Genomic DNA, 23,959 nt, shown 5'->3' with positions numbered 1-23,959 from the left:
CACCATGCGCGTCAGCAGACGCCAGAGCGCCATCGGCCACGCCATCCTCATCGGCGCCGCCTGCGTCGCCCTGTATCCGTTCCTCTCCGTGCTGCTGCTCGCCCTCGGCGAACCAGGCTCCCGTACCAGCGGATTCTCGCTGCCCACCAGCATCAGCTTCGCCAACTTCACCGAAGCCTGGGACCGCGGCCTCGACGCGCAGCCGCTGCTGTCGTCGCTGCTGGTCGCCACCGCGGTGGTGATCGGCACCCTGGTGATGGCGGTACTCGCGGGCTACGCCTTCGCGGTCTTCCCCTTCCCGCTCAAGGGCGTGTTCCTGGTACTGCTGCTGGCCGGCCTGGTCATGCCGTACGAGGCCACCGTCATCCCGCTGTACTACCAGCTCAAGGACTGGGGCCTGGTCAACACCTACGCCGGCCTGATCCTGCCGCAGATCGGCCTCTCGCTGCCGTTCGCGATCTTCTGGATGCGCACCTTCTTCGTCTCCACCCCCGCCGCGCTGCGCGAGGCGGCCTCCGTGGACGGTGCTTCGCGGCTGCGGACCCTGCGCTCGGTCCTGCTGCCGATGGCCCTGCCCGCCATCGGCACCCTGGCCACCCTGCTGTTCCTCTTCGCCTGGAACGAGTTCCTGCTGGCACTGGTGCTCGTACCCGACGACGCGAGCGTGCAGACGGCGCCGCTGGCGCTGTCGTTCTTCTCGGGCAACCGACGCAACAGCGACCCGGGGGTCACCGCCGCCGCGGCCGTCCTGGTCGCCCTGCCCGTACTCATCGCCTACCTCGCCCTGCAGCGCCGCATGATCAGCGGCATGCTCGCGGGCGCCGTCAAGGAGTGACTTCGTGCCTGCCCCCCTCGCCCCCCGCGTCTTCGCCACCCCCGACGGCCTCGGCGCGGCACTCGCCGCCGAGATCGCCGACGGCATCGCCGCCGCCGGGCAGGCCGGCCGCCGGTACGTGCTGGGGTGCCCGGGCGGCCGTAGCCCCCGCCCGGTGTACCGGGCGCTGGCCCGGCTGACCGCGGCCCGCGACCTCGACCTGCGCCACGTCGTGATCGCGATGATGGACGAGTACGTGCTGCCCGCGCCGGGCGGCGGCTTCCGGGACATCGACCACGCCGCGCACTTCAGTTGCCACCGCTTCGCCGCCGAGGAGATCGCCGGGCCGCTCAACGCGGCGGCCGGCCCGGGCCGTTCGATGCCCGCCGACGCGGTGTGGTTCCCGTCCCCGCAGGAGCCGGCCGCGTACGACGCGAGGCTGGCGGAGGCCGGCGGGGTGGACCTGTTCCTGCTGGCCTCGGGCGCGTCCGACGGGCACGTCGCGTTCAACCCGCCGGGCACGGCGGCGGACGCGGGCAGCCGGATCACGGTGCTCGCCGAGACCACCCGCGCCGACAACATGGGCACCTTCCCGGGCTTCTCCGACCTGGCGGAGGTGCCACGGCACGGCGTGACCGTGGGCGTACGCACCATCGTCGCGCACAGCCGCCGCGCGGTGATGGCCGTACACGGCCCGCACAAGCGGGAGGCGGTACGCCGGCTGGCCGCGAGCACCGAGTACGACCCGCAGTGGCCGGCGACCCTCGTCGTCGACTGCCGGAACCCGGCGCTGTACGTCGACGCCGCCGCCTTCGGCGCGGGGGCCACGCCGTACGCGAGGAGCGGGGTGAGCGACTGAGCAGAACGCGGTGCGGCATCTCCCGGCGGGGCGATGGTTCCCCTGGCTCCGGACCGAAGTGCCGGTGCGGAGCCAGGGGGGAACGGGGCCACCGGGAGATGCCGCGGGCCGTTCGCTCCGTCAGCCGCGGGGGCCGTCGGAAGGCAGCGTGACGCGGTTCGGGATGGCGTCGTAGACGCCCGTGTCGAGGGAGTTCACCGACCCGTCCGCGACGGCGTCGACCAGGCCGCCGAGCCCGGTCTCGACGATCTTGGCGAGCATGCCGTTGCGCTTCATGCCGTCGTACTGGGTCTGCGAGGACGTCTCGAAGAGAACCACCGCGGAGCCGCGGAGCTGGTACGAACCGAGCGCGGTGCCCGGCAGGTTGGTGGACTGGGGGTAGAGGGTCAGCTTGCCGTAGGAAGACTGGCCCCGCTCCTGGAGCGCCTCGTAGACGGCGACGTTGGCCCGCTTGGAGGCGTCCAGGTCGAACTTGGGCCAGTTGCCGAACTCGCCCGGGTTGTCGATGAACTTGGCCGAGATGGACAGCGGCGACATGCTCTCCATGTCCTCGGTGGCGTAGCAGGACCACTGGTTGTGCAGGTCGACGAAGTAATCGACCGTGCCGAACTCCTGCTCCAGCGAACGGTAGACGTCGCGGGAGGTCTGCGCCTCGGGGGTGATGTACCAGCCGGTGTCGGCGCTGTTGCCCGGGAAGTCCCCGGCGGAGGGAACGTAGTCCAGGTTCGGGTTGAAGTCACGGTTGACGTCGAAGCCGCCGACCCGGGAGTTGTAGTTCCACGCCGGGGACGCACCCGCGAGCTGCGGGAAGTCGGCGACGACCTCGTCCCAGGTCATGTCGTTCTGCCGCCGGTCGAGCTCGCCTCCGTCGACGTTCAGCCGGGGGACGACCACCACGGTGACCTCCTCGCGCAGCTTCTTGGCCTCTGGGCTGTTGGAGCCCCACTGCTTGAGCAGTTCCAGGGCCGCCTCGGTGCCGTGCATCTCGTTGCCGTGGATCTGCGTCTGCACGTACACGACCTTGTCGCCCTCGCCGACACGCGCGGTGTGGATGGCGCGGCCCTTGTTGGAGTACCCGGCCACCTCCACGTCGACGATGCCGCCGGTGCTGGTCTCCAGTTGCTGGAGAGCGGCGGTCAGTTGCCGGTAGTTGACGAAGCCGTTGTTGCCGGAACCGGATGCCTCGGTGCCGCAGTGGGACACCGGCGGGATCGCGCCGGCGGCGGGACTGTCGGCGGCGCTGGCGGCGACGGTCGAGAGGCCGGCGATCAGGGCGGTGCTCGCCAGGGTGGCGACCCAATTTCGTGCAGACATTCACTGCTCCTCAGGCGTCATGAAGGCACTACTGAGGGGGGCGTGCGTCACTCTAGACGCTCAAGAGACATCTGTGAACGGGACGACACTCCTGTCGCATACGTACCTGGCCTGGTGGCGGCCGTCCTGCGTGCTGTGGGCCGCGGTCGCCGTCGAGGGGTGCGCAAGGTGGCTGCCGAGCTCCGCCGAACGCGAAAGCACCGCCCGCGCCGGACACCGCGGCAGCACGGGAAATCAGGTCTACGCGCGGCCACCTGCGGGTACGTACTTGAAGCCAACTGCGCGTGCTGTCACGCTCGTTGGGGGTCCGGCACCCGGCCGGCCCACGCGCCACCCCCCACATCCGGCACCGGCAGGTGCCGACTCCCGGAGAGAGGTTCTTCCGTGGACACGTCCCGAATACCGCGCACCGCGCTGATCTCCGCCGTGGCTCTGGCCGCGGCGGCCACCGGTACGCTGCCCTCCGTCGCGGCGACGCCCGCCGGACCCGCAACGTCCTCCGTCGTCGCGTACGACGACACGTACTACAAGGACGCGCTCGGCAAGGAGGGCGACGAGCTCAAGAGTGCCCTGCACACGATCATCAGCGACCAGACCAAGATCTCATACAGCCAGGTCTGGGAAGCACTCATGAAGACCGACGAGGACCCGCAAAACCCGGACAACGTCATCCTCCTCTACAGCGGTGTCTCGCAGAGCAAGGACTCCAACGGCGGCAACGCCGACGACTGGAACCGCGAGCACGTCTGGGCCAAGAGCCACGGCGACTTCGGTACCTCGACCGGCCCGGGCACCGATGTGCACCACCTGCGCCCCACAGACGTGACGGTCAACAGCACCCGCGGCAACAAGGACTTCGACTACGGCGGCAGCCCGGTCGACCAGGCTCCGGGGAGCTTCACCGACGACGACTCCTTCGAGCCCCGCGACGACGTCAAGGGCGACGTCGCCCGCATGATCCTCTACATGGCCGTGCGCTACGAAGGCAACGACGGCTTCGCCGACTTGGAGCCCAACGACCAGGTCAACAACGGCTCGTCGCCCGCCATCGGCAAGCTCTCGGTCCTCAAGGAGTGGAACGACCAGGACCCGCCGAGCGATTTCGAGAAGAACCGCAACCAGGTGATCTTCGACCAGATCCAGCACAACCGGAATCCGTTCATCGACCACCCGGAGTGGGTCGACTCGATCTGGCCGTAACGATTCCCCAAGGCGTGACCGTGCGGTAGCGAAGTGGCCGGATGACGCCGAACGGCTCATCGAGCAGCAGGCCTCTCGCTCTTCTCGCACCCGAATGGCGCCCGTCCGCACAGCGCGGGCGGGCGCCGCCGGGTCAGCGTTGGGTGATCAGCGGTTCCCAGTCCTGGGGGGTGTTCTCGTAACGGGAGCCCGTGAGCGGGATCTTGTCACGCCCCGCGGGGTCGGTCAGGACCAGCCGCTCGCCCATGCCCTGCACGCAGTTCGGATCCGGCGAGCATTCCCAGCGCACCAGGCGCCCGCTGTCGGCCCACGCGAGGGTCATGCTCCCGCTCGACCCGGGGACCGTCCGGCCGGTCCGTGTCTCCTTCACCGTGGCCCTCCATCCGTCGCCCACCGTGTAGTAGCGGCCGTCCGGGGACAGGCCGGCGCGCGCCTGGTCCAGGCCCTCGTACGGGGGCGCTTTCTTCTTCGCCCGGCCTTCCAGGTCGTACCAGGTCACGATGGCATCGCCGCCCGGCGCTCCCAGCACCCGCAGCGATGTGCCGTCCCGGCTCCACCGCACGTCCATACGGCCGATCCCGACGGACCTGCCGTCCATGCCGACGCCCATCGGACGGTATTCCTTCCGCCCCGAGTCGACGTCGACCAGGTAATAGCCGGTCCTCGCATGGGACGACGTATACCGGTCCAGGTCATCGGTCTCGATATCCGGGTATCCGTGGTACGCGGTCACCACCAGCCGCTTCCCGTCCGGCGACCAGTGCACCCCACCTGCCTCGTGCTCGACCGGGATCCACTTCGTCACCTTTCCGGTGTCCAGATCGAGGATCCCGACCCGGGACGCAGGCAGTGTCTTCTCCAGCACCGCCGCCTGTCGCATCCCGGGGGCGACGTCCAGCCAGCCCCAGCGCGTCTTCTCGTACTCCTGCGTCCCGGGGTCGTACAGATACCAGGTGTACGTCGTCCGCTCGACACCGTCCCGTTCCTCGGTGCTCCGGTCCGCCTGGTATGCGGACACCGCGACGTTCCCGGCGGCGACCAGACGGCGCGGCGGGGATTCGCGTGGGTGTGCGGACACGTCGTCGTTGATCATTCGCCCCGGCTCCGGGCGGCCCGGCCGGTCGGTCTCCGCGAGCACAGGCACCGCCACGCCGCCCGCCAGCAGCGCGAAGGCGGCGGCCGTCACCGTCACCGCGGTCGCCCGGCGCCGGCGGCGCCGTAGCAAGGCCCTGTCCGCCAGGTCCGGGCCGGGCGGGGGCGTTGTCTCCTCGGCCCATTCGTGCAGGGTGTCCCGCAACAGCCGGTCAGCCTTCATTTCCGCACCTCCGAGGGTGAGTTGCCGAGTTCGGGGCTGCGGGAGGCGGCGCCGGGGTCCAGTTCCGGCACCAGCTTGCGAAGTTTGGCCAGGGCCCGGTGCGTCGTGCTGCGGACCGTGCCCACCGAGCAGCCGAGCAGCTCGGCCACCTCCCTTTCGGGGGCGTCCTCGAAGTAGCGCAGCACCAGCATGGCGCGCTGGTGCGGCGTGAGCCGGGCCAGCGCCCGGCGTATCTGGATCCGTAGCTCGGCGGCCTCGGCAGGGTCCTCGCGCACGGCTTCGGGAAGTTCGGCCACCGTGGTCTCGCGGCGCGTGCGTAAGAGCCGCCACAGGCTCACCTGCTGCCGGTAGAGCACCTGCCGCAGATACGCCTCGGGACTCTCCAACCTGCCCCAGCGCGCCGCCGCCTTCGCCAGCGCGGTCTGCAGCAGGTCCTCGGCGGCGTGGACGTCGCCGCCGGTCAAGAGGGTCGCCGTGCGCATCAGCGCGGGCGAGCGCGCCGCGACGAACTCGCGGAAGCGGCGCTCTTCCTCATCATTCATGGTTCCCCGTGTTCGGTTGTCCTCGGCTCGTGGTCGCCTGTCACCCTCTTGGACGCGTACGGGACCGCCCCGCTATGCCGGGCCCGTCGAGAAAACTCGAACAGCTCCGCCGCCGCCCGTCCGCCGCAGGTAGTCGGCCTTCTTTCTGACTGCTGGCGGCGCCCTTCGGGTCACGGGCACCGGGGGCGCCGAAAACCCGCATACCGGGCGTATCCGATGAGGATGCCGATGCCCGGGACCCGTGGACCAACCGGTGCGGGCCAGGGGGGTGGCACGCGAGGCAGCCTCCCTGGCGCCGATCAGACTGATCACAAAATTACACCCACTTGGGTGGCCCGGTGGGTGTCCTCGTTTTCGACCGGACTCTGTGGAGAAATCACAAGCGAGGCGGACTATCTGTTCATCGCCGATACCGCTGGGCAGGGTTCAGCTTCTCACGTTGCTCGCGCCGGTTCCGCTCTGCCCGGCGTGTTCTTTCCCGGGCTCCGTCCCGGAATTGCTCCCCGCCGATACGAAGGCCGGTGCCCGATGGCGTCCATCTCCGCAGCCAGTCCTCTCTTCACTCTCGTCAACGTCTTCCCCGTGCATCGCCATGAGCAGAAGCAGCTCTGCGATCGCATGGCTCAGGTGACGGAGGAGCTGATCCGCCACCTGCCCGGGTTCGTCTCGGCCAGCTTCCACCTGAGCCACGATGGCGAGCACGTCGTCAACTACGCCCAGTGGCAGTCGGAAGCGGATTTCCGGTCCATGCACGACGACCCGCGGCTGGCGGAGTACTTCGCGTACTGCCGGTCGGTATCCCGGCCTGTCCAACTCTCCTGCGACGTCGTCCACTCGTACGACGCGGGCCGACCCGACGGAGGGTGACCATGGCGTATCGCGCTCTCATGGTGCTGAGGATGAACCCGGCGGACGCCCCGCACGTGGCGGCCGCCTTCGCCGAGCACGACGAGACCGTGCTGCCGCGCGAAATCGGCGTGCGACGGCGCGTGCTCTTCCGGTTCCACGATCTCTACATGCACTTGATCGAGGCCGACGACGACATCATGGACCGCCTCTACCGGGCCCGGAGCAGTGCGCTGTTCCAGCAGGTCAACGAACGCGTCGGCCGGTTTCTCACACCGTACGACGCCGCCTGGAAGGAGCTGAAGGACTCCCGGGCCGACATCTTCTACACCTGGGAAGCCGACACCCCCTGACCGGTCGTGAGGATCTCGACACCGCGGAAAGTGAAAGGACCAGTCATGGCTGAGACAAAGGGCGCCAGCACCGCCGTACCCCGGACCGAGCTCAGGTATGTGGACACGGAGCCTGTTCCGCACCCCGGGCACGCGGCTTTACGCGTAGGTGGCTGATATGGACGGGCACGCGGAGAAACGCGCGGTGATCACCGGCATCGGCGTACGGGCCCCGGGCGGGGTGGGAACCGACGCGTTCTGGAAACTGCTGGTCGCCGGGCGCACCGCGACGCGCACGATGACGCTGATCGACCCCTCGCCGTTCCGGTCCCGCGTCGCCGCGGAGGTCGACTTCGACCCGGCGGCGGAGGGTCTGTCGCCCGCGGAAGCGGAGACCTACGACAGGGCGACACAGCTCGCGCTGGCCGCCACCCGGGAAGCGGTGCGCGACAGCGGACTGGACACCCCCGCAACGGACCCCGGCCGGATCGGCGTCAGCATCGGCACCGCCGTCGGCTGCACCACCAGCCTCGACCGGGAGTACGAGCGGGCCAGCCACGGCGGTTCCCGCTGGCTGGTCGACCACACGGTTGCTGTGGAGCAGCTCTTCGACTATTTCATTCCGTCGTCCATCGGGCGTGACGTGGCCTGGGAGACGGGGGCGGAGGGCCCGGTGACCGTGATCTCCACGGGCTGCACCTCGGGCCTGGACGCCGTGGGCTACGGAGCCGACCTCATCCGCACCGGCCGGGCGGACGTCGTCGTCTGCGGCGCCACCGACGCCCCCATCTCCCCCATCACCGTGGCCTGCTTCGACGCGATCAAGGCGACCTCCGCGAACAACGACGACCCCGAACACGCCTCCCGCCCCTTCGACCGCCAACGCGACGGCTTCGTCCTCGGCGAGGGAGCCGCCGTCTTCGTCATGGAGGAACTCACCGCCGCCCACCACCGCGGAGCCCACCTGTACGCCGAAGTCCGCGGCTTCGCCACCCGCTCCAACGCCTACCACATGACGGGCCTGACCCGCGACGGCCGCGAGATGGCCGAAGCCATCCGCGCCGCCATGCGCCAGGCCCGCCGCACCGGCGACGACCTCGGCTACATCAACGCCCACGGCTCCGGCACCCGGCAAAACGACCGCCACGAAACCGCCGCATTCAAACGCAGCCTCGGCACCCGCGCCTACGAAGTGCCCGTCAGCTCCATCAAATCGATGATCGGCCACTCCCTCGGCGCCATCGGCTCCCTGGAACTGGCCGCCTGCGCCCTGGCCATCGAATACGGCGTGATCCCGCCCACCGCGAACTACGCCAACCCCGACCCCGAATGCGACCTGGACTACGTCCCCAACGTCGCACGCGAACAGCGCGTGGACACCGTCCTCAGCGTCGGCAGCGGCTTCGGCGGCTTCCAGAGCGCAGCCGTCCTCACCCGCCCACCCACGAAGACGGCGTCATGAGCGGGATCCGGTCGTCCGGGGCGGGGTAGCGGGCGTGTTCGTCAGCGCGAACGACAGCGGGGAAGGCGTGAGCAAGCGTGGCCGGGGTGACCCAGCGAGACCACGAGGTGAAGCGGCGGACCTGGTGTTCGTTCCTCCCGGCGGTGCCGGTGTACTGGCGCTGGACACCGACGGTGCGCGTTCCCTTCTTCACGTCCCCGGTCTCGTCGGCCACCAGCACCGCATCCCTTACCCGGCGCCGGGGCTCAACCCGCGCGAACCGGCCCGCTATCCGGCCCATCAGTACCTCGAACGCCTCCTGCCGGCGGGCAGGTTCTACGCTGTGACCTGCGGCCAGCGCATGATCTTCAGTCTTCACACACTGATGATCACCGGTGGCCGCACCCGTCTTCACCGCGCCTCGGTCACGACGTGTGAAGCCGGGGCCGGCGAAGAGGTCGTCCCTCCAGCGGGCGTCGACATCGGCGGCCTCGGCGTTGAAGTGGCCATAGGCCCCTTGGAAAGAGTGCCCTTCGAAGGCGTGGTCCGGTTCGCGCTCCCGCGTCCAGCCTTTACTCCTTGCACATGGCCTCTGCTGCCCAGCTCGATCTCGTCGATGACCGACGGCGGCCCCCTCTCCACCTCCCATTCCGGCAACAAGATCACGATCTACGCCTGGAGCATTAACTGCTGGGCCTCTGGGGTGACGTACTCGATCATGGATGAATGACTGCCTTTTACCATGTGTGCTTCGTGGTCCCGGACATCGAGCGGGCGATGCAGGACCTTCAGCGTGCGGCCAGGGTCAAGTGGAGTGACCCTCTGTCCGACCGCCTCGGTGAGTGGGACTACCGCATCGTCTTCACCGCAGGCGGGCCGCCCTTCATCGAGCTCATCGAAGGGCCGTCAGACAGTCCCTGGGACGCGTCCAAGGGAGCCAGGTTCGATCACATCGGCTTCTGGACCAGCGATGTGCGGCACGGTTCCCAGCGTCTGGAAGAAGAGGGCATGCCCGTGGACTTCTCCGGCTGTCCCTATGGCCGACCGTTCGCCTATCACCAGATGGACAGCATCGGTGCCCGGATCGAACTCGTTGATGTCGGCAGACAGGCCGGCTTTCTCAATGGCTGGCATCCGGACGGGAAGCCGATGCCCGCCATCGACGAGACGTCCAGAAGCTGAGCGCTCGTCACACGATGCGGCCTCGAACGGTGCCCCGACTCGGCCCCGACGCCGAGGTCCCCGCCGCCCATGTCCAGCAGCACTGCGATGCTGTCGGTGCGGTCGACTGGTCGGTGGTGTGCGTGGACTCCCCCACGGTGCGAGCTCACCAGCACGCAGCCGGGACACGAAAAGGGGGCGGGACTGGCCGGGTGAGGCGATCGACCGGTCCCGCGGCGGGCTGACCACGATCCTCGCCCGCACCGAGCTGGTCCGCGCACGCGGCGCCCATGGGCGGCCTGGTGCAGGGCGAGGATTACTGCGCGCTGGCGTTGACGTGCCTTGCCGACGGCATCTTGCTGCCCGTCCGTACGGCTACCGCAAGCACGCCGGCCAGACGACCGCGCAGAATTCGTATCCCCAGCTAGAGACGACCGCGCGGCAGTTCGCACACCGGTTCGGTGCCAGCTTGAGCATGGCCGTCAACAGCCGAAGGACAGTGCCCGCCGCTCCGCCATCGACCGCGACGCGGACAAGGCACTCGACCTCGCCAGCGACCGCTACGGCCGAATCATCCACCCCGACGCGGCTGCCGCCCTCGCCCGTCGCGACCGAGCTGTCGCCGCGGCGTACGCCGAGGATCTGGTCCCGTACGCAGATGTTCTCTGCCGCGGCCCGCCGTGGTCCCGACGAGTTACCACCGGCACGGCACCTTGCCGACTGGCGAAGGCTACCGGTAGTCCTCGACACGTCCGCGGCGACGATCCGCCACGCCCTGGCTCACCCGCCGAACCCGAGGTCACGAACTTATTCAACCTGACGTCACGTCAGTCGAACAGGCCCGGAAAGGCCCCTCTGACCAGCAGCGATAGCAATCTGTGACTGCAGTGCTAGCCGCCGACCGGTTCACCGTTGACGTCGAGGCAGACCCGCTTCACTCCCAGCGACCCCCAGCCCTGCCCGGCCTTGCGCGCCCGCGCGCAGGTGTAGACGCGCAGGTCTTCGGTGTCGACGAGCTGGGAGACCTCCACCTGGACGCGCTGCCGGTCGGCTTCGCCCTCGCCGCAGTTGGGCTCGCAGTCCGTGCTGGCGGTCCGGCCGCGGGCGCGGGCGGTGGGCTTGCCCCAGTCCTGCCACTGGAGGTCCTGAAGGGTGAGGTTGGAGCCGACGTACATGGTGCGCGGCTGGGCGTACGGGCCGAGGCCCATGCCGGCGCCTTCGTCGCTGCCGGTGAGGATGCCGGTGTGCACGCAGACCCGCTCGTGGGACGCCTCACGGCAGATCTCGTTGGGCCCGCCGGCGCCCCCGCCGGGCGGCGGCGAGGGAGTGGCCGTGGGAGCGGTGCCGAACTCCGACCAGTCGAACCTCGTCGTCACCGCGTCCACCAGCAGGTCAGCCTCGTAGGCGTGGCCGAAGCGGTTCGGGTGCATGGCCACCTCGAACCGGATCTCGCCCTTGGGCTCATACTGCCAGATGTTCTGATCAGTATCGTAGAACCAGTATGCGGGTATCGCCGCCAAGCTGTTGAGCCACGGATCCTTCCCGCAGAGGTTGTGCCCTTTGTCGAACCCGCGGGCGACATCGATGAACTCGACGCCGGGGGTGGTGGTCTTCTCGACCGCCTTGCGGATGGTGTCGTTCAAGTAGTCCGAGACACGGCGGAACCTCTCAGCGTCGGCTGCGAAGACGCCGTTGCAGACCCCGAAGAAGCCTCTGCGGCCTGTCCACTTGTCGGGGTCTTCGAAGAGCTGCGGGTATCCCAGCACGGCGAGGTGGCCGCCGCTCGCGAGCGCCTCACGGCCGATCTGGTCGTAGATGCCGGGCAGGCGCCTGCCGAGCCTGTCGACCCTCTCCTTCAGCTCGCCCTCGGAGACCTGACAGCCGGGACGCTTCCAGCTCAAGCGGTGCATGATGCACTCTTCGATGACGGGGCTGAAGCCGAGGTCGTTGCCGCCGATGGTGATGGCGATCAGGCCGTACGGCATCCGGCCCGCGCGCACGGTGGCGAGTTGCGCAGGCAGGTCCTCGGGGTCCGGCTCCTCCGGATCGTCGAACCGGTAGCTCCGCGCACCGGTACAGGCGTGGACATCGATCGCCCCGCGCTGCACGAGGTACCCGTCGAGCTCCGGCGAGTCGGCGGCAACAGGCCCATAGGCGTGGGCGGACCGCGCGCAGGGACCCTTGAGGTCGAATAAGCCCTCGCCCGACGAGAATGAGTCTCCCAGCACCAGCATCCGTCGAGCGAAGCGGTCCAAGACGCCCTACGGCGGGGCGAGCTGGAACTGACCGAGTCCTGGTATCCCTCCGACGGTCGGCCGATCACCCGCGCCCGCCTCACCGAGAGCCACCACCTGCCGGTGGTCGCGCTACGGGGCGAGCCGGATCTTACGCAAGCCTGGCAGGTCGCCGGCCGCTACGCAGACAAGTACGCGGCCGTGCAGGAGCTGCCTGCTCCGGTCCCGGCCGGAGTCCTCCACCCCGACGTCTACCGGTCCAACCGCCCGGTGCCGGCCCCCGAGGTGCCGCTGCAACGGCTCATCCGAGACGTCATCGAGGCCCAGGACGCGCAAGGCGCGGCCAACTCCGTGCTCGGCGCCACCAGCAGCGGCTACGACGCAGGACCCATGGTGTGCCTGCAGGAACTCCTGGAGACCGCACGCCGGTTCGCCGCGGCGCTGGAAACGGTGCAGGGCCAGCAGATCGCCGCCCGCCTCGCCGCAACCGTCGCGGTACTCCCGCCGCCCGCACCCCCAAGCCACACACCGGCCCGCGGCCGGCCGTGCAGACCACCACCCCGGCCGCACCGTCACACTCCTGGCGGTCCTTCCACTGACCAGCTCGTACGGAGGGCCAACCGCCGCCACGGCGGTCGTCGTGGCCGTTACGGACGACCGGATCGTGGGCGTACGGGGCCGGGCCGGGGACCGGATCAACCACGGCCGGCTCGGCCCCAAGGGGCTGTACGGCTGGCAGGCGAACCACGCCCGTGACCGGCTGATCGACCCCCTCGTCCGCGGCGGCGACGGCGCGGTGGAGCAGCTCCTTCACAGAACACACGCCGCCCACGGGCATGTGGGCGGCGTCTCCGTGATCGTGCGTGGTCGCGGGGGTGCCAGGCCATACACGGCTATGAAGTACCCGTGAAATCCCCCGCCCGGGCGACGCGTTTGGCGCTAGCCGCGTGACGAACCGTCAGCCACGCACCGCCGGGATCGCGCGTACGCCGCCAGCCGTGCACAACGCAGGGACCGTCACGGCCGCTGTCACGGTCGCGGCCCGGGCGAAGGCTGGGAGTCCGCGGGCGCGAGCTTCCGCGGTGGGCCGGGGCAAGGATCAGGCGCGTGCATCGAAGGGCCCTCGCGTTAACCGCGGCCACCACAATGAGCACTGTGCATCGTGAAGTTGCAGGCCATGGGCCTGGTGTGCGTCGTGTTCGGTGTCCTCACGCTGGTGGCGGGCGGCAGTCTGGGGCGTAGATCGTCCGGCAGGTGCGGGTTTGCGGTTTCTCGTCCGCTGTCTCGCCACCCGCGCCATCGGCGAGGCGCTGGGCCCGGCGCCCCCCTTGGGGTGCCGGGCCTGACGGCGCTTCGCATCCGGGTCCCGAGCGAGCCCGGTCTCCTCTCCCTACGGCGCGTTCTGCGGGGCGCCGGGCAGCTGCGCCCCCTCGGGCCCTTCACCGACTGTGGCCTTCAACGGGAAGTGAAACCAACGGATTTGACGGCCCGACGGTGAACGGGGGACACCACGGGTCCGTAGTGATAGGTGGTCAATGCCGATCAGCGCCTGTGGCGATGTCGACATGCACGTCGACCATCGCCACCGGCGAGTCGTACCGAAATGTAGGAGTCGCATGAAGCTAAGGACGCGCATCACGCGCGGATTGGGCGCAGTGCTGCTGCTGGGTGGCGCACTGCTCAGCGCAGTCCCTAGCGCCGCCGCTGCCGAGGCCACACCGGCGGCTGCGGCCGAGGCGGAGCTCATCCCGCCGACACTGGAGGAGGCCTTCTACTCCGACCCCTGGGTCAAGCTGCACTGGGAACCGTCGGCAACGGCGGCTGACACCGAGTTCATCAACATCCTGGCGGACGGCAAGCAGGTCCAGCGGCTGGACGCGAAGTCGGACGCGGGGGCCGCCGGCAGGTTGCCCGTCTATGGCGGCTCCGTCAACGTGGACACGACGGGTGCCGATCCCACGGCGACGTACACCATCGTGGCCGAGGACGCGGCGGGCAACAAGTCGGCGCCGAGCAACGGCCTTGTGCCGATCGACCAGAGTGTTCCGCTTCCCGCACCCACGGTGACCAGTGCCGTCATCAAGGGCGACGACCTCACGGTGACCTGGACGCCGACGGTCTCCGAGGCGGATTTCGTCAACTACGGCATCGTCGTGAACGGGCGTGACACGTTCGCCATCGTCGGGGACACGACGTCCGTCACAGGGTCGCGCACCTTCGTGGTCTTTGAGAACGCCGATGAGCGCACGGTCGTGGTCAACGAAGGCGACCTCATCACTGTCGGTGCTTTGGACAGTAACGGGTTGAGGTCTCCGAGGAGCGAGCCCGTCCAGGTCACCCTGGGTTAGTGCGCTTCGCCGTCGGGCCTGTGGACGGAGCACACCGGCGTCCACAGGCCCGCCTGGCGGCCTACCACGGCCCGTACCTGCGGCCCGTGCGGGACGAGAGGGTGCCCACCAGGGGTGCGGGGCGTCAACTTCGTGAGCCCCATCAGGGCCTTGTACCGCGCGTCGGGGATCGACAGGGTCCTGCCGCGCGACAGGCCGGCCGGCGCCGCGGCGACCAGTTTGCCGGCGTCGAGCCACATCCAGTTGGGGATGCTGTCGGTCCGCATGCCGGCCCGCGGCCTGTGGGCGGACGGTGAACTTCCCGTCGGGCCGCTTGAGCAGCCAGCCGCGCTCGGCCAGCTTGGTCAACTTCCCGCACAGCGGCTCTAGCTTGCCCCGCACCTGGGTGTCCGGGCCCAGCACCTCGCCGATGGCACGGGTGGCGACCGGGCCGCCGGACTGCCGCACCGCAGCCAGGATGCGCTGGTATTCCGCTGGCAACGCGGACTCGGCCACCCCGGGCGACCGGTCCGGAACCAGCCGCACCGCCCGGCCCGCCACCCGCACCTGCCGGACGATCTACGCCCCAGACTGCCGCCCGCCACCAGTGTGAGGACACCGAACACGACGCACACCAGGCCCATGACCTGCAACTTCACCATGCACAGTGGTCAATGAGGTGGATCCGTCCTGGTCGCCGCGTCCAAGGCGGCTGTGGGGACACCGCCATGGGTCGTGTCGGACGAGCTGCGGGATCGTGTTGAGCCGTTGCTGCCGCAGCGTGAGCGCAGGTTCAAGTATCCGGGCCGCAGGCCGTTCCCAGACCGGGGGGTGCTCGTGCGGGATCCCGTACGTGTTGAACACCGGGATCCAGTGGATGTACCTGCCGAAGGACCTCGGTTTCGGCTCGGGCATGAACAAGGCAGGCGTGTGGCAGAAGAGTCAACCCGCCGGGCTCCCACAGCGTTACGGTGACGGTGCATCCGCCGCGATCGTCCGCAAGCGGGTGTGCAGGGGAAAGATCACCCGTTGCGGGACACCCGGCCGTGGGGATTCGACATCGAGGAGTTCGTGGCGATGGCCGAGCGACGGCAGAGCTAGTCAGGCAGCAGCGCCGGCCAGGCGCAAGCGCTGGTCAGGTCGGTTCGCACGCCCGGGGGTCCTTCCGGTCGACGCCCACGCCGACCGTCCGGAAGGCGACCCCGGCCAGCAGATTGGTCACTTCCATGGAAACGAGTAGGGCCTCGGAAACCGAGGCACGCCAGCTCACGACGCTGGCGATGACCAACTACGGTCACTTCACCACCATGCGCGTGGAGAGCGGACGGGTGCGCGGGCTCTCCCTCCACCTGGAGCGCCTGCGGCGTGATTGCCGCGCCGTCTTCGGCACGGGGCTGGACGCGGACCGTGTACGGGCCGCCGTCCGGGACGCCCTCGTCGACGCCCCGGACCCGGTCACCGTGCGGGTGACTGTGCTCGACCCCGGGCTGCGGCTGGAGCGACCGGGAGCCGAGGCACACCCGCAGTTCCTGGTGACATGCCGGCCGGCTGCCGTGGAGCCGCCGCCCCTGCGCGTGTGTACCAGGCCGCACTGCCGGGAGGTGCCGACGGTCAAACACACCGGCCTGTTCGGCGCCCTGCACGAGCGGCGGCTCTCTCAGTGCGCCGGATTCGACGACGCCCTGTTCCTCGACGGCCGGTCCGCCGTGTCGGAGGGCCCGACGTGGAACGTCGGCTTCTTCGACGGCGCCGGCCTCGTGTGGCCGACCGCGGACGTCCTCCCCGGCGTCACCATGGCCCTACTCCGGCGGCACCACACCGGCGCGCAGCGCGCGGAGCTGATCGACACCGCACGCCTCGGCCGGATGGAGGCGGCCTTCGCCACCAACGCCGCGGTCGGCGTCCGCCCCATCGCCTCGATCGACGGGGTCACGTACGACCCGGAACACCCCGTCCTGCACACGCTGCGCAAGGAGTACGAGTCCATCAGCCCTGAGCCCCTGTGACGCCGCCCCGAAGGAGGACCTTTCCCCGGGGACGACGAGCGGCCGCTAGAGGACGACGAGCAGCGTGGGGACGAGCAGTCCGACGAAGCCGAGGTCGAAGGCGTACAGCCCGAGCCTGCGTGCGGTCAGCCACTCCTCCCTCAGCGGGCCTTCGCGCAGTTGCCTCCCATGGAGCCCGAGCGCCGGCAACAGCGTCAGCAGGGTCCACCACGGCCAGCGCTCCGTCGCGGCGAGGAGGCAGGTGCTCCCCGCTGAGAGGACGAAGAAGGCGACCATCGCCGACTTGTAGACCTTTTTCGGGGCGGTGGCCGCCAAAGTCCGGCGGTTGACGGACCGGTCCCCCTCCACGTCGTTGACGTTGGAGTAGCTGCTCACCATGACGAGCCACAGCCCGAGCAGGGCCGCCACCAGCACGGCGTCGGCGGACCACGCGTGCTGCGCGGCGGTGAAGGGCGCGAGGAGCCCGGACATCGTGCCCAGGAAGAGGGCCGCCTCTCCCCCGCCCGGGTAATAGCTCAGCCGCACCCCACCGGAGTACTGGATGCAGCAGAGCATGACCCCGTACAGGACGTACGACTCCACCGGCGCCTGCCAGTCGAGCGCCCAGAACGCGCCCAGCCCCGCCAGGATCGCGACCGTGGCCGCCGCGCTGACGAAGCCCACGGCCTCGCGCTCCGTCACCCGCCCGCTCAGCAGCGGTTTCATGGAGAAGTTGCGCTTCGTCTCGCCGCTGTGGTAGTTCCTGGCGTCGCTGCCGTTGCGGAAGCCCACCAGGTCGTCGAGCGAGCACGTGCAGGTGACGACACCCATGGTGCCGACCAGGAACAGCAGCATCGCCAGCGTGGTTCCGGGACGGTCGCGGGCCTCGGGCGTCAGCAGCAGCCACGCCATGCCCCATCCGTAGTAGTGCTGGTAGACGAAGAGCTTCGACAGCCGGAAGAGGCCGCGCAGCAGCTCCCCCGTGGAGCGTGGCGGTGCGTCGGTGGTGCGCTGCGGGGCTATGCCTGGTTCCACGACCACGCCCCTCCCTCGCGTCCCGAGGTCTGTCGTGACAGGCCCACATACCGCTCCGCGAGCTGCCGTGCCGCCGTGTGGGAGTTGACGACCGCGTCCAGCCGTGCCTGTTGCAGTCGCGCCGCGTACGGGTCGTCGTCCGGCGGCCGGTGCAGCAGGTCCGCCATCCAGTCGGAGAACTCCTCGGCCTCCCAGATGGCCGGCAGGCGCGTGGCGGAGTAGCCGTCCAGCGCGGCGCGGTCGCCGGTGGCGTACCAGGAGCGGAAAGCCTCGTTCAGCACGTGGACGTCCTCGACCGCGAGGTTCAGTCCCTTGGCGGCCGTGGGCGGGACGATGTGCGCGGCGTCCCCGGCGAGGAACAGCGGCCCGTGCTGCATCGGCTCGGCGACGTAACTGCGCAGCTCCACCAGGGACCGTTCCAGCACCCGTCCCTCGGTGAGGGACGTCTCGCCGTCGACGGCGAGGCGGGCCTGCAGTTCCTTCCAGATCCGCTCGTCGGGCCAGTCGTTCAGGGACTCCCCGGGGCCCACCTGGAGGTAGAGCCGGCTGATCTCGGGCGTGCGCATGCTGGCTAACGCGAAGCCCCGCTCGTGCACGGCGTAGACCAGTTCGCCGGATGTGGGTGGCGTGGCGGCGAGGATGCCCAGCCAGGCGCTGGGGTAGCGGCGCTCGTGCGCCGTCAGCAGCGCGGGCGGAAGGCACTGGCGCGAGACCCCGTGGAACCCGTCACAACCGGCGACGAAGTCGCAGGTGATCTCGGTCGACCGGCCGTCCATCGAGCACCGCACCGTGGACGGGCCCTCGTCCTCGGCGAGGTCCAGGGCGACGTCCCCGACGCTGAAGCGGAGCTGACCGTCCGCCTCCTCCCGGGCCCTGATCATGTCTTTGACCAGTTCCTGCTGGCCGTAGACGTAGGTGCTGTGGCCGGTCAGTGCGGCGGTGTCGAGCCGGTGCCGGTGGCCGGCGACGCGCAGTTCGAACCCGCCGTGCCGCATCCCCTCCCGGTCGAGCCGGTCTGCCAGCCCGCACTGCCTCAGCAGGTCGACCGTGGTGTGCTCCAGCAGCCCGGCGCGTACTCGCCTCTCCACGTACTCCCTGGTCCGGCGCTCCAGAACGACGGACTCCACGCCCTGACGGTGCAGCAGGTGCGACAGCAGCAGTCCGGCGGGACCCGCGCCGACGATGGCCACCTGTGTCTTGAGCTGTTTCACGGCCTACTCCCTGATCCTCTTTCGCCGGCGTTCGCGGCCGGTGGGCGCGTTCGCTGTGGCATCAGCGGGCGTCCTTCCTTTCCTGTCCTGGGAGGTTTCTGGCCCCGGGGAGCGGGATCCGGCCGGGCGGCTCCACCAGCCCGGTGTCTCTGCCCCCCGTGCGTGTCCCCCGGTGCCCTCTTCCCGGTGTCGCGGTCCCGGTGCTCAGCGCCCCGTCCTGATGAGGTCCACCGGCAGCCGCCCGGGGAACTCCGCCCGCAGCAGCCGCAGCAGCGGCGTCGCCTTCACCGCGATCTCCTCGAACTCCTCGTCCGGCTCGGACAGCGCGACGATCGCACCGCCCACCCCGTACTTCACCCGGGACGGGGTGACGACCAGGGTGCGGATGACGATGCTCAGGTCGCATGCGCCAGACAGTGAGAAGTAGCCGATGGCTCCGGAGTACACACCGCGCGGACCGGCCTCCAGCGAGTCGATGATCTTCATCGTGCGGATCTTCGGTGCCCCGGTCATGGACCCGCCCGGGAAGGCCGCACGCACGCACTCCACCGCCGAAACCGACGGCCTGAGCTGGGAGGTGACCGTGCTGACCAACTGGTGCGTGGTCGGGTGGGTCTCCACGTCGTAGATCCTGGGCACGCGGACGGACCCGACCTCGGCGGTGCGGCCCAGGTCGTTGCGCACCAGGTCGACGATCATCAGGTTCTCGGAGCGGTCCTTCTCGCTGGCCGCCAGGTCCTTGCGCAGCAGAATGTCCTCGCTCTCCGAGTCGCCGCGCGGCCGGGTGCCCTTGATCGGCTTGGACTCGGCCGTGCCGTCCGCCGAGATGCGCAGGAAGCGCTCAGGGGACGTGCTCAACACCGATATCTCCCCGAAGCGCAGCAGCGAGGCGAACGGCGCCGGCGTCAGGCGCCGCAGGAACTGGTAGCTCTGCCACGGCGGCACCGCGACGTCGGCCTGAAGCAGGTTGGTGAGGCAGACCTCGTACGTCTCGCCCGCCGCGATCTGCTCCTGGCAGTGCGCGATGAGCTCGAGGTACCGGTCCCGGTCGTGACGCAGCCGCAGCGTCGCTTCCTTCGCAGGCGGCGGAACGTAGTGCGGCTCCTGCCCGGCTATCTCCCCCAGCCGCTCCGCGGTGTCGGCGAGCCACGCCCGGCCCGGGCCCTCGTCGCCGTCCTCGGCGAGCGCGAGGAGGTGGGTGGTGGACGTCCCGTGGTCGAACACCAGAGCCCGGTCCGCGAAGATCATCGCGGCGTCCGGCTCGTCCGACCGATAGCTGGCGGCACCGCCGCACTCCGCTTTCAGCTCGTAGCCGAGATAGCCGACCCAGCCGAGCGCGAAGTCGCAGGGCAGCTCGGGGAGTTCCACGCTGAGGGAGCGCAGGTCCTCCTCCAGCCAGGTGAATAACTCACCCCGCACGGTCTCGACGCCGGTGGACTGCTCCACCGTGACGCTCCCGTCCCAGGTGTCCGCCCGGGCGACCCGGGCCAGCGGACCCGAGGCGTCACCCATGATCGAGAAGCGGCCGTGTTCGCTGGCCGCCGCGCTGCTGTCCAGCCAGAACGCGTGCTCGTGCGCCCCGAAGAGACGGTCGAAGGCGACCTCGTCGGACCAGCGGGTGGGCAGAGCGGTCGTCAACACGCGCAGACGCCGCGGACTCCGAGAGCGGGGAGCCACGGACCGGGAGGGCGCCCTGGACGTCCCGCCGGCCGCCGGCGTCGGCGCAGCCACGACGGCCGTGCCCCTACCCGCACCGCCGAACTCCTCGGCCAGATCCCGGAAGTTGCGCAGCAGTCGGTGGCCGTGGGCGGTCGAGATCGACTCGGGGTGGAACTGCACCCCCCACAGCGGGCGGTCCCGGTGCTCGATCCCCATCAGCACGCCGTCGTCGGTCCACGCCGTGGGCCGCAGCTCCCAGGGCAGGTCGGTCACTGCGAGGGAGTGGTAGCGCACCACGTCGAACGGCTCGGGAAGCCCGGCGAACAGCCGATTGCCCTCGTGGAACACCGGCGAGACCCGACCGTGCCGGGGTTCGGGCGCCCGCGTTACCCGGGCGCCGAACGCATGGGCGATGCCCTGGTGGCCGAGGCACACGCCCAGGATCGGCAGCGAGCCATTATCGATGATCTCCTGGCATATGCCGAAGTCCTCCGGGCGCTCCGGCCTCCCCGGGCCAGGGGAGATGAGGACGCTGTCGAACTCCGCCAGCATCCCGGGGTCCCAACCCGCGTCGTCGTTACGGAGCACCACAGGCTCCCGGCCGTTTACTTCGGCCAGATAGTGAAACAGGTTGTAGGTGAATGAGTCGTAGTTGTCTACTAATAACGTGCGCATTGCAACCTCGAAATCCTTCTGGGTCGGCCGCCTGAAAGCCGGATTTTCTCCGTTCCATCTGTGAACGGTTATGCGAGCACGTACCGGGGTCTGTTCACCCTGCCGTGGAAGACGAACGGTGGAGGCGTGAAAAGGTGTGAGAGCGGCACCCTTTCGTCACCATTCGACGAGGGTGAGCCCCACCGACATGCCGCCGCCCAAACCTGCGACGAGGACGAGTTCGCCCCAGTGTGCCCGCTCCGGCGGCGGTGTCGAGGAGGATGACGGGCATCGAGACGGTTCCGGTGTTGCCGTACTCGGTGAGGGTGAGGTGCAGGGAGGGCGTCGGGCAGGCCGAATCCCGCCATCACCTCGTTGAGCATGACGCCGTTCGCCTGGTGAGGAACCACGTGGCTGACGCCGACGGGCACGACATCGGACTCGTGGAGGAACCGCTCGACGAGTTGCGGCCGGTTCCCCTGGACGAAGCGGCGCACTTCGCCGCCGCCCGGGATGGAGTGGTACAGGCCGCGCTCGTGTGTCCGACGGATCACGGGGAGGCGGCTGCAGCCCGCCGGGACGGAGTTGAGGTCGGCGAGCTTCCCGGAGGTGTGTGACGCGAGGTGGCGAAGACGATGGCCGAGAGGTCACCGGAGGTGAGGTCGGCCGAGTCGAGGGCGTGACGGGCCGCCGCGGTGGCCAGGTCCGGAGTCGCTTCCTCTGGAGCGGCCCGGCGACGCCCGTGGACGGCGGCCCTACGGGCGATCCAGGCATCGCCGACGCCCTCGGGGGCGCCCACCTCGTCGTTGGTGACGACTTGGCCGGGAAGGCAGGGGAGCCGGTGCCGCGTATCGCGACGTCGGGCATGCGACTGTCCCAATCTCTAGAGCGGACGTGGGCGAGGGACCTCGTGGCCGGGGGCGCCGGCGTGAGCGCCGGAGGGCGGACGCTACCCGCGGAACCCGCGCCCGGGCCAGACGGCGGGCACACCGATTCGAGGCTGAACAGGCCATACCCCGACCGCGGCAGTTATTTGCCATAGGAGACGTGCCCTCGGCGTGACACCCGAGCGCCGCCCAATGGCAAGCCCGTCAGCCGCGATCGAGGACATCCGGAGTCATCTGTCCGACGTGTTCTGGTTTTTGACGGCATGACGCACAGTGAAAGGCGGAACGAACCAACGGAACCTGACCACAATCCCACTTGCATACGGGAGTGCGGTCTGCAACCATGTTGCGCTGCATGAGTCAATTGATCATAAATCCGGGCTTGCCGGGTGCTGATGAGCAAGAGGTGTTCTTCACGCGTTCCGACATGCGAACTCCTTTCAGTTGAACCGGTCGACAGCATGAATTCCTGGATCCCATCGAATCCCACCTCCCGCCCCCCTCTGCATTGGGCTTCCCAGACTCTCCTCAGGGCTATCGGAAGAAAGTAGTACGCCATGCGTTTACCGCAGTCAGCCGACCTGCTCTACAGTCAGCTCGTCGCTCTGTCCGGCAAGGCGAAGCGCACCTGGGCAGCGGACCACACCTCGGCGGCGGTGGCCGTCCGGGACGGCGAGGTCGACGTCGGCGAACTCGCCGAGGCGACACAGCGCTTCGCCCGCGGGGTGCAGGCCGCGGGCATCGCGGCGGAGGACTGGTGCGTCGTGCGCCTGGAGAAGCCGCTCGACGTCCTGGTCGCGGTCTGCGGCCTGACCGCCGTCGGCGCCGTGCCCGTGCTCCTCAGTCCGGGGCTGGAGGCCGATGCCGCCCACACGGCGTTGAAGACCGTGCCGCACTCCATGCACCTGCTGGTCGCCCGGGCACGCGCGGAGGAGTTCCCCGACGCCCTGGCCGTGGATGCCGCCCGGCTGGTCTGGGAGGACGTCTGGGAGCAGGACGGCGAGGCCGACGCGGCCACGGACACGGACGCCCTCCCGCAGCATGGCGTGGAGCGCTCCCCCGACAGCCCGTACCTGGTGACGCACACCTCGGGCACCACGGGTGTGCCGAAGCTCGCCGTCCACACGCGTGCCAGCTTCTACCAGCAGTCGGTCATCCAGACGCGCATGCTGCGCCTGCTGCGGCTGCGCGGCTACGCGGCGTTCGCGACCTCGCCCGTCCACATCCGCACCCTCTCCGCCCTCCTCACCGGGATCACAGCGGGGGTGTCCCTGCTGATATTGGGCTCGGAGCAGCCCGACAGCGTGCGTGAGCAACTTGAGCGCTGGCGGCCCGAGTACCTGGAGACCCACCCCAACACGTTCGTCACCTGGGAGGACCTGGCCGACGCGGGCGCGATGTCCTCGGTGCGGGTCTTCCTCGCGACGTTCGACGCCACGCACCCGCGCACGGTCGACCGCCTGCTCGCGGGCTCCCGCCGCCGGTTGGCGGTGTTCATGGAGGTGTACGCCCAGTCCGAGGTCGGCCCCATAGCCTTCCACGTGCGCACCCGCCGCCGGCGGCGCGGCGGCGTGGAGACTGAGCTGGCCGGCCACCGCGTAGGCCACGCCATCCCCGGGTACGCCGCCATCCGCGTCGTCGACGAGAACGGGACCGCGGTGCCGCGCGGTCAGGCCGGCAGGATCCAGGTGCGCGCGAAGGGCCGGTTCGCCGGATACCTCAACTTCCCCGAGAAGTTCACGCAGAACCTGTTCGAGGAGCGCTGGTGGGACACCGGTGACTGGGGTTCCCTGGGGCGCGGCGGCACGCTGCGGCTGCTGGACCGTCAGGTGGAGCGCCTGGAGGGCGCGCCCAGCGGGATCGCCCTGGAGGACGTGCTGCTCTCCCGGATCCCGGACCTCGCCGAGGTGGTGGTGCTGGAGACGGAGGAAGGACTGCTGCCCGTCATCGCCGGCCGGCCCGGTGCCGAGCCCGTCGGACCCGAGGAATGGTCCGCCGCGACCGGGGACATGCCCGCGCTGGCCGCGCCCCTCAGCGTCGCCTGGGAGGAGATTCCCAGAACGGCCACCGGCAAGGTGCGGCGCGAGGTGCTGCGAGGACGCCTGGCCGACATGGAGAGGTGACCACGGTGAGTCGCCACGGA

19 protein-coding genes and 6 pseudogenes are annotated in these 23,959 nt (G+C 69.7%); 16 read left to right on the top strand and 9 right to left on the bottom strand.

Annotation, left to right across the window (positions count from 1 at the left end):
• Positions 1–4: 4 nt before the first annotated feature.
• Positions 5–835 (top strand): carbohydrate ABC transporter permease, encoded by an 831-nt coding sequence (locus DMB38_RS34550; protein WP_125938486.1) that lies wholly within the window; start codon positions 5–7, stop codon positions 833–835.
• Positions 836–839: 4 nt separating this feature from the next.
• Positions 840–1,673 carry a 6-phosphogluconolactonase gene (locus DMB38_RS34545; RefSeq protein ID WP_125938485.1) on the top strand — a complete coding sequence of 278 codons (834 nt, stop codon included), beginning with the start codon at positions 840–842 and terminating at the stop codon, positions 1,671–1,673.
• A 120-nt stretch (positions 1,674–1,793) separates the two neighbouring features.
• Here the strand turns inward: DMB38_RS34545 and DMB38_RS34540 are convergent, their stop codons facing one another.
• Positions 1,794–2,987 (bottom strand): M14 family zinc carboxypeptidase, encoded by a 1,194-nt coding sequence (locus DMB38_RS34540; protein ID WP_125938484.1) that lies wholly within the window; start codon positions 2,985–2,987, stop codon positions 1,794–1,796.
• Between the two features lie 384 nt (positions 2,988–3,371).
• Between DMB38_RS34540 and DMB38_RS34535 the strand changes: the two genes are divergently transcribed.
• Entirely contained in the window at positions 3,372–4,187 is an 816-nt protein-coding gene (locus DMB38_RS34535; RefSeq protein WP_125938483.1) for an endonuclease, read from the top strand.
• A gap of 133 nt (positions 4,188–4,320) precedes the next feature.
• Here DMB38_RS34535 and DMB38_RS34530 read toward each other — a convergent pair whose 3' ends face one another.
• Positions 4,321–5,502 (bottom strand): hypothetical protein, encoded by a 1,182-nt coding sequence (locus DMB38_RS34530; RefSeq protein ID WP_125938482.1) that lies wholly within the window; start codon positions 5,500–5,502, stop codon positions 4,321–4,323.
• Positions 5,499–6,044 (bottom strand): SigE family RNA polymerase sigma factor, encoded by a 546-nt coding sequence (locus DMB38_RS34525; protein WP_125938481.1) that lies wholly within the window; start codon positions 6,042–6,044, stop codon positions 5,499–5,501. The genes DMB38_RS34530 and DMB38_RS34525 overlap by 4 nt, the downstream gene beginning before the upstream one ends.
• Positions 6,045–6,260: 216 nt before the next feature.
• Between DMB38_RS34525 and DMB38_RS37740 the strand changes: the two genes are divergently transcribed.
• From DMB38_RS37740 to DMB38_RS34510, 3 genes are all read left to right on the top strand, one after another.
• On the top strand, positions 6,261–6,911 hold the full coding sequence (locus tag DMB38_RS37740; protein WP_125938480.1) for an antibiotic biosynthesis monooxygenase: 651 nt from the start codon (positions 6,261–6,263) through the stop codon (positions 6,909–6,911).
• A gap of 2 nt (positions 6,912–6,913) precedes the next feature.
• Positions 6,914–7,243 (top strand): TcmI family type II polyketide cyclase, encoded by a 330-nt coding sequence (locus tag DMB38_RS34515; protein ID WP_125938479.1) that lies wholly within the window; start codon positions 6,914–6,916, stop codon positions 7,241–7,243.
• A gap of 157 nt (positions 7,244–7,400) precedes the next feature.
• On the top strand, positions 7,401–8,684 hold the full coding sequence (locus tag DMB38_RS34510) for a beta-ketoacyl-[acyl-carrier-protein] synthase family protein (RefSeq protein WP_125938478.1): 1,284 nt from the start codon (positions 7,401–7,403) through the stop codon (positions 8,682–8,684).
• Positions 8,685–8,784: 100 nt separating this feature from the next.
• On the opposite strand, the pseudogene DMB38_RS34505 reads toward DMB38_RS34510, so the two are convergent.
• Positions 8,785–9,021: pseudogene (locus DMB38_RS34505) on the bottom strand (transposase); the annotation flags it as partial.
• 96 nt (positions 9,022–9,117) lie between these two features.
• On the opposite strand from DMB38_RS34505, the pseudogene DMB38_RS34500 reads away from it, so the two are divergent.
• The 4 genes and pseudogenes from DMB38_RS34500 to DMB38_RS37385 all read left to right on the top strand — a co-directional run.
• A pseudogene (locus DMB38_RS34500) lies at positions 9,118–9,252 on the top strand (type II toxin-antitoxin system PemK/MazF family toxin); the annotation flags it as partial.
• Positions 9,253–9,389: 137 nt separating this feature from the next.
• Positions 9,390–9,845, top strand: a complete 456-nt coding sequence (locus tag DMB38_RS34495; RefSeq protein WP_125938477.1) for a VOC family protein — start codon at positions 9,390–9,392, stop codon at positions 9,843–9,845.
• Positions 9,846–9,931: 86 nt separating this feature from the next.
• Positions 9,932–10,024, top strand: a pseudogene (locus tag DMB38_RS37390) (IS5/IS1182 family transposase); the annotation flags it as partial.
• 38 nt (positions 10,025–10,062) lie between these two features.
• Positions 10,063–10,296 (top strand): annotated as a pseudogene (locus DMB38_RS37385) (glycosyltransferase); the annotation flags it as partial.
• 418 nt (positions 10,297–10,714) lie between these two features.
• Here the strand turns inward: DMB38_RS37385 and DMB38_RS34485 are convergent.
• A complete protein-coding gene (locus tag DMB38_RS34485) occupies positions 10,715–12,058 on the bottom strand; it encodes an SGNH/GDSL hydrolase family protein (protein ID WP_125938476.1) in 1,344 nt (447 codons plus the stop codon).
• A 640-nt stretch (positions 12,059–12,698) separates the two neighbouring features.
• On the opposite strand from DMB38_RS34485, the gene DMB38_RS34480 reads away from it, so the two are divergent.
• Positions 12,699–12,968, top strand: coding sequence for a hypothetical protein (locus tag DMB38_RS34480; protein WP_125938475.1), 270 nt, complete (start codon positions 12,699–12,701; stop codon positions 12,966–12,968).
• Positions 12,969–13,674: 706 nt separating this feature from the next.
• Positions 13,675–14,406, top strand: a complete 732-nt coding sequence (locus tag DMB38_RS34475) for a hypothetical protein (RefSeq protein WP_125938474.1) — start codon at positions 13,675–13,677, stop codon at positions 14,404–14,406.
• Between the two features lie 61 nt (positions 14,407–14,467).
• On the opposite strand, the pseudogene DMB38_RS34470 reads toward DMB38_RS34475, so the two are convergent.
• A pseudogene (locus DMB38_RS34470) lies at positions 14,468–14,681 on the bottom strand (short-chain dehydrogenase); the annotation flags it as partial.
• A 418-nt stretch (positions 14,682–15,099) separates the two neighbouring features.
• Between DMB38_RS34470 and DMB38_RS34460 the strand changes: the two are divergent.
• Positions 15,100–15,298, top strand: a pseudogene (locus DMB38_RS34460) (transposase); the annotation flags it as partial.
• 313 nt (positions 15,299–15,611) lie between these two features.
• Positions 15,612–16,391 carry an aminotransferase class IV gene (locus tag DMB38_RS34455; RefSeq protein WP_125938473.1) on the top strand — a complete coding sequence of 260 codons (780 nt, stop codon included), beginning with the start codon at positions 15,612–15,614 and terminating at the stop codon, positions 16,389–16,391.
• Between the two features lie 45 nt (positions 16,392–16,436).
• Here DMB38_RS34455 and DMB38_RS34450 read toward each other — a convergent pair whose 3' ends face one another.
• The 3 genes from DMB38_RS34450 to pabB all read right to left on the bottom strand — a co-directional run bounded on the left by DMB38_RS34450 (position 16,437) and on the right by pabB (position 20,950).
• Positions 16,437–17,405, bottom strand: coding sequence for a UbiA family prenyltransferase (locus DMB38_RS34450; protein ID WP_125938472.1), 969 nt, complete (start codon positions 17,403–17,405; stop codon positions 16,437–16,439).
• Positions 17,390–18,616 (bottom strand): 4-hydroxybenzoate 3-monooxygenase, encoded by a 1,227-nt coding sequence (locus tag DMB38_RS34445; RefSeq protein ID WP_125938471.1) that lies wholly within the window; start codon positions 18,614–18,616, stop codon positions 17,390–17,392. The genes DMB38_RS34450 and DMB38_RS34445 overlap by 16 nt, the downstream gene beginning before the upstream one ends.
• A 204-nt stretch (positions 18,617–18,820) precedes the next feature.
• On the bottom strand, positions 18,821–20,950 hold the full coding sequence (gene pabB / locus DMB38_RS34440) for an aminodeoxychorismate synthase component I (protein WP_125938470.1): 2,130 nt from the start codon (positions 20,948–20,950) through the stop codon (positions 18,821–18,823).
• A 260-nt stretch (positions 20,951–21,210) separates the two neighbouring features.
• Here pabB and DMB38_RS36335 point away from each other — a divergent pair, with 260 nt between their 5' ends.
• On the top strand, positions 21,211–21,546 hold the full coding sequence (locus DMB38_RS36335; protein WP_164716166.1) for a hypothetical protein: 336 nt from the start codon (positions 21,211–21,213) through the stop codon (positions 21,544–21,546).
• An 827-nt stretch (positions 21,547–22,373) separates the two neighbouring features.
• On the top strand, positions 22,374–23,939 hold the full coding sequence (locus DMB38_RS34430; RefSeq protein WP_125938469.1) for a class I adenylate-forming enzyme family protein: 1,566 nt from the start codon (positions 22,374–22,376) through the stop codon (positions 23,937–23,939).
• The last annotated feature ends 20 nt before the right edge of the window (positions 23,940–23,959 follow it).

Source organism: Streptomyces sp. WAC 06738 (genome assembly GCF_003945505.1).
Classification (GTDB): Bacteria; Actinomycetota; Actinomycetes; order Streptomycetales; family Streptomycetaceae; genus Streptomyces.
This window is presented reverse-complemented; position numbering and strand designations above follow the sequence as displayed.

Bases quoted from the DNA above. Each gene is read 5' to 3' on its own strand.
- DMB38_RS34495 (WP_125938477.1), top strand. From the start codon at position 9,390: ATGACTGCCTTTTACCATGTGTGCTTCGTGGTCCCGGACATCGAGCGG.
- DMB38_RS34530 (WP_125938482.1), bottom strand. From the start codon at position 5,502: ATGAAGGCTGACCGGCTGTTGCGGGACACCCTGCACGAATGGGCCGAG.
- DMB38_RS34515 (WP_125938479.1), top strand. From the start codon at position 6,914: ATGGCGTATCGCGCTCTCATGGTGCTGAGGATGAACCCGGCGGACGCC.
- DMB38_RS34550 (WP_125938486.1), top strand. From the start codon at position 5: ATGCGCGTCAGCAGACGCCAGAGCGCCATCGGCCACGCCATCCTCATC.
- DMB38_RS36335 (WP_164716166.1), top strand. From the start codon at position 21,211: ATGACGGGCATCGAGACGGTTCCGGTGTTGCCGTACTCGGTGAGGGTG.
- DMB38_RS34510 (WP_125938478.1), top strand. From the start codon at position 7,401: ATGGACGGGCACGCGGAGAAACGCGCGGTGATCACCGGCATCGGCGTA.
- DMB38_RS34485 (WP_125938476.1), bottom strand. From the start codon at position 12,058: ATGCTGGTGCTGGGAGACTCATTCTCGTCGGGCGAGGGCTTATTCGAC.
- DMB38_RS34455 (WP_125938473.1), top strand. From the start codon at position 15,612: ATGGAAACGAGTAGGGCCTCGGAAACCGAGGCACGCCAGCTCACGACG.
- DMB38_RS34540 (WP_125938484.1), bottom strand. From the start codon at position 2,987: ATGTCTGCACGAAATTGGGTCGCCACCCTGGCGAGCACCGCCCTGATC.
- DMB38_RS34475 (WP_125938474.1), top strand. From the start codon at position 13,675: ATGAAGCTAAGGACGCGCATCACGCGCGGATTGGGCGCAGTGCTGCTG.
- DMB38_RS37740 (WP_125938480.1), top strand. From the start codon at position 6,261: ATGAGGATGCCGATGCCCGGGACCCGTGGACCAACCGGTGCGGGCCAG.
- DMB38_RS34430 (WP_125938469.1), top strand. From the start codon at position 22,374: ATGCGTTTACCGCAGTCAGCCGACCTGCTCTACAGTCAGCTCGTCGCT.
- DMB38_RS34525 (WP_125938481.1), bottom strand. From the start codon at position 6,044: ATGAATGATGAGGAAGAGCGCCGCTTCCGCGAGTTCGTCGCGGCGCGC.
- pabB (WP_125938470.1), bottom strand. From the start codon at position 20,950: ATGCGCACGTTATTAGTAGACAACTACGACTCATTCACCTACAACCTG.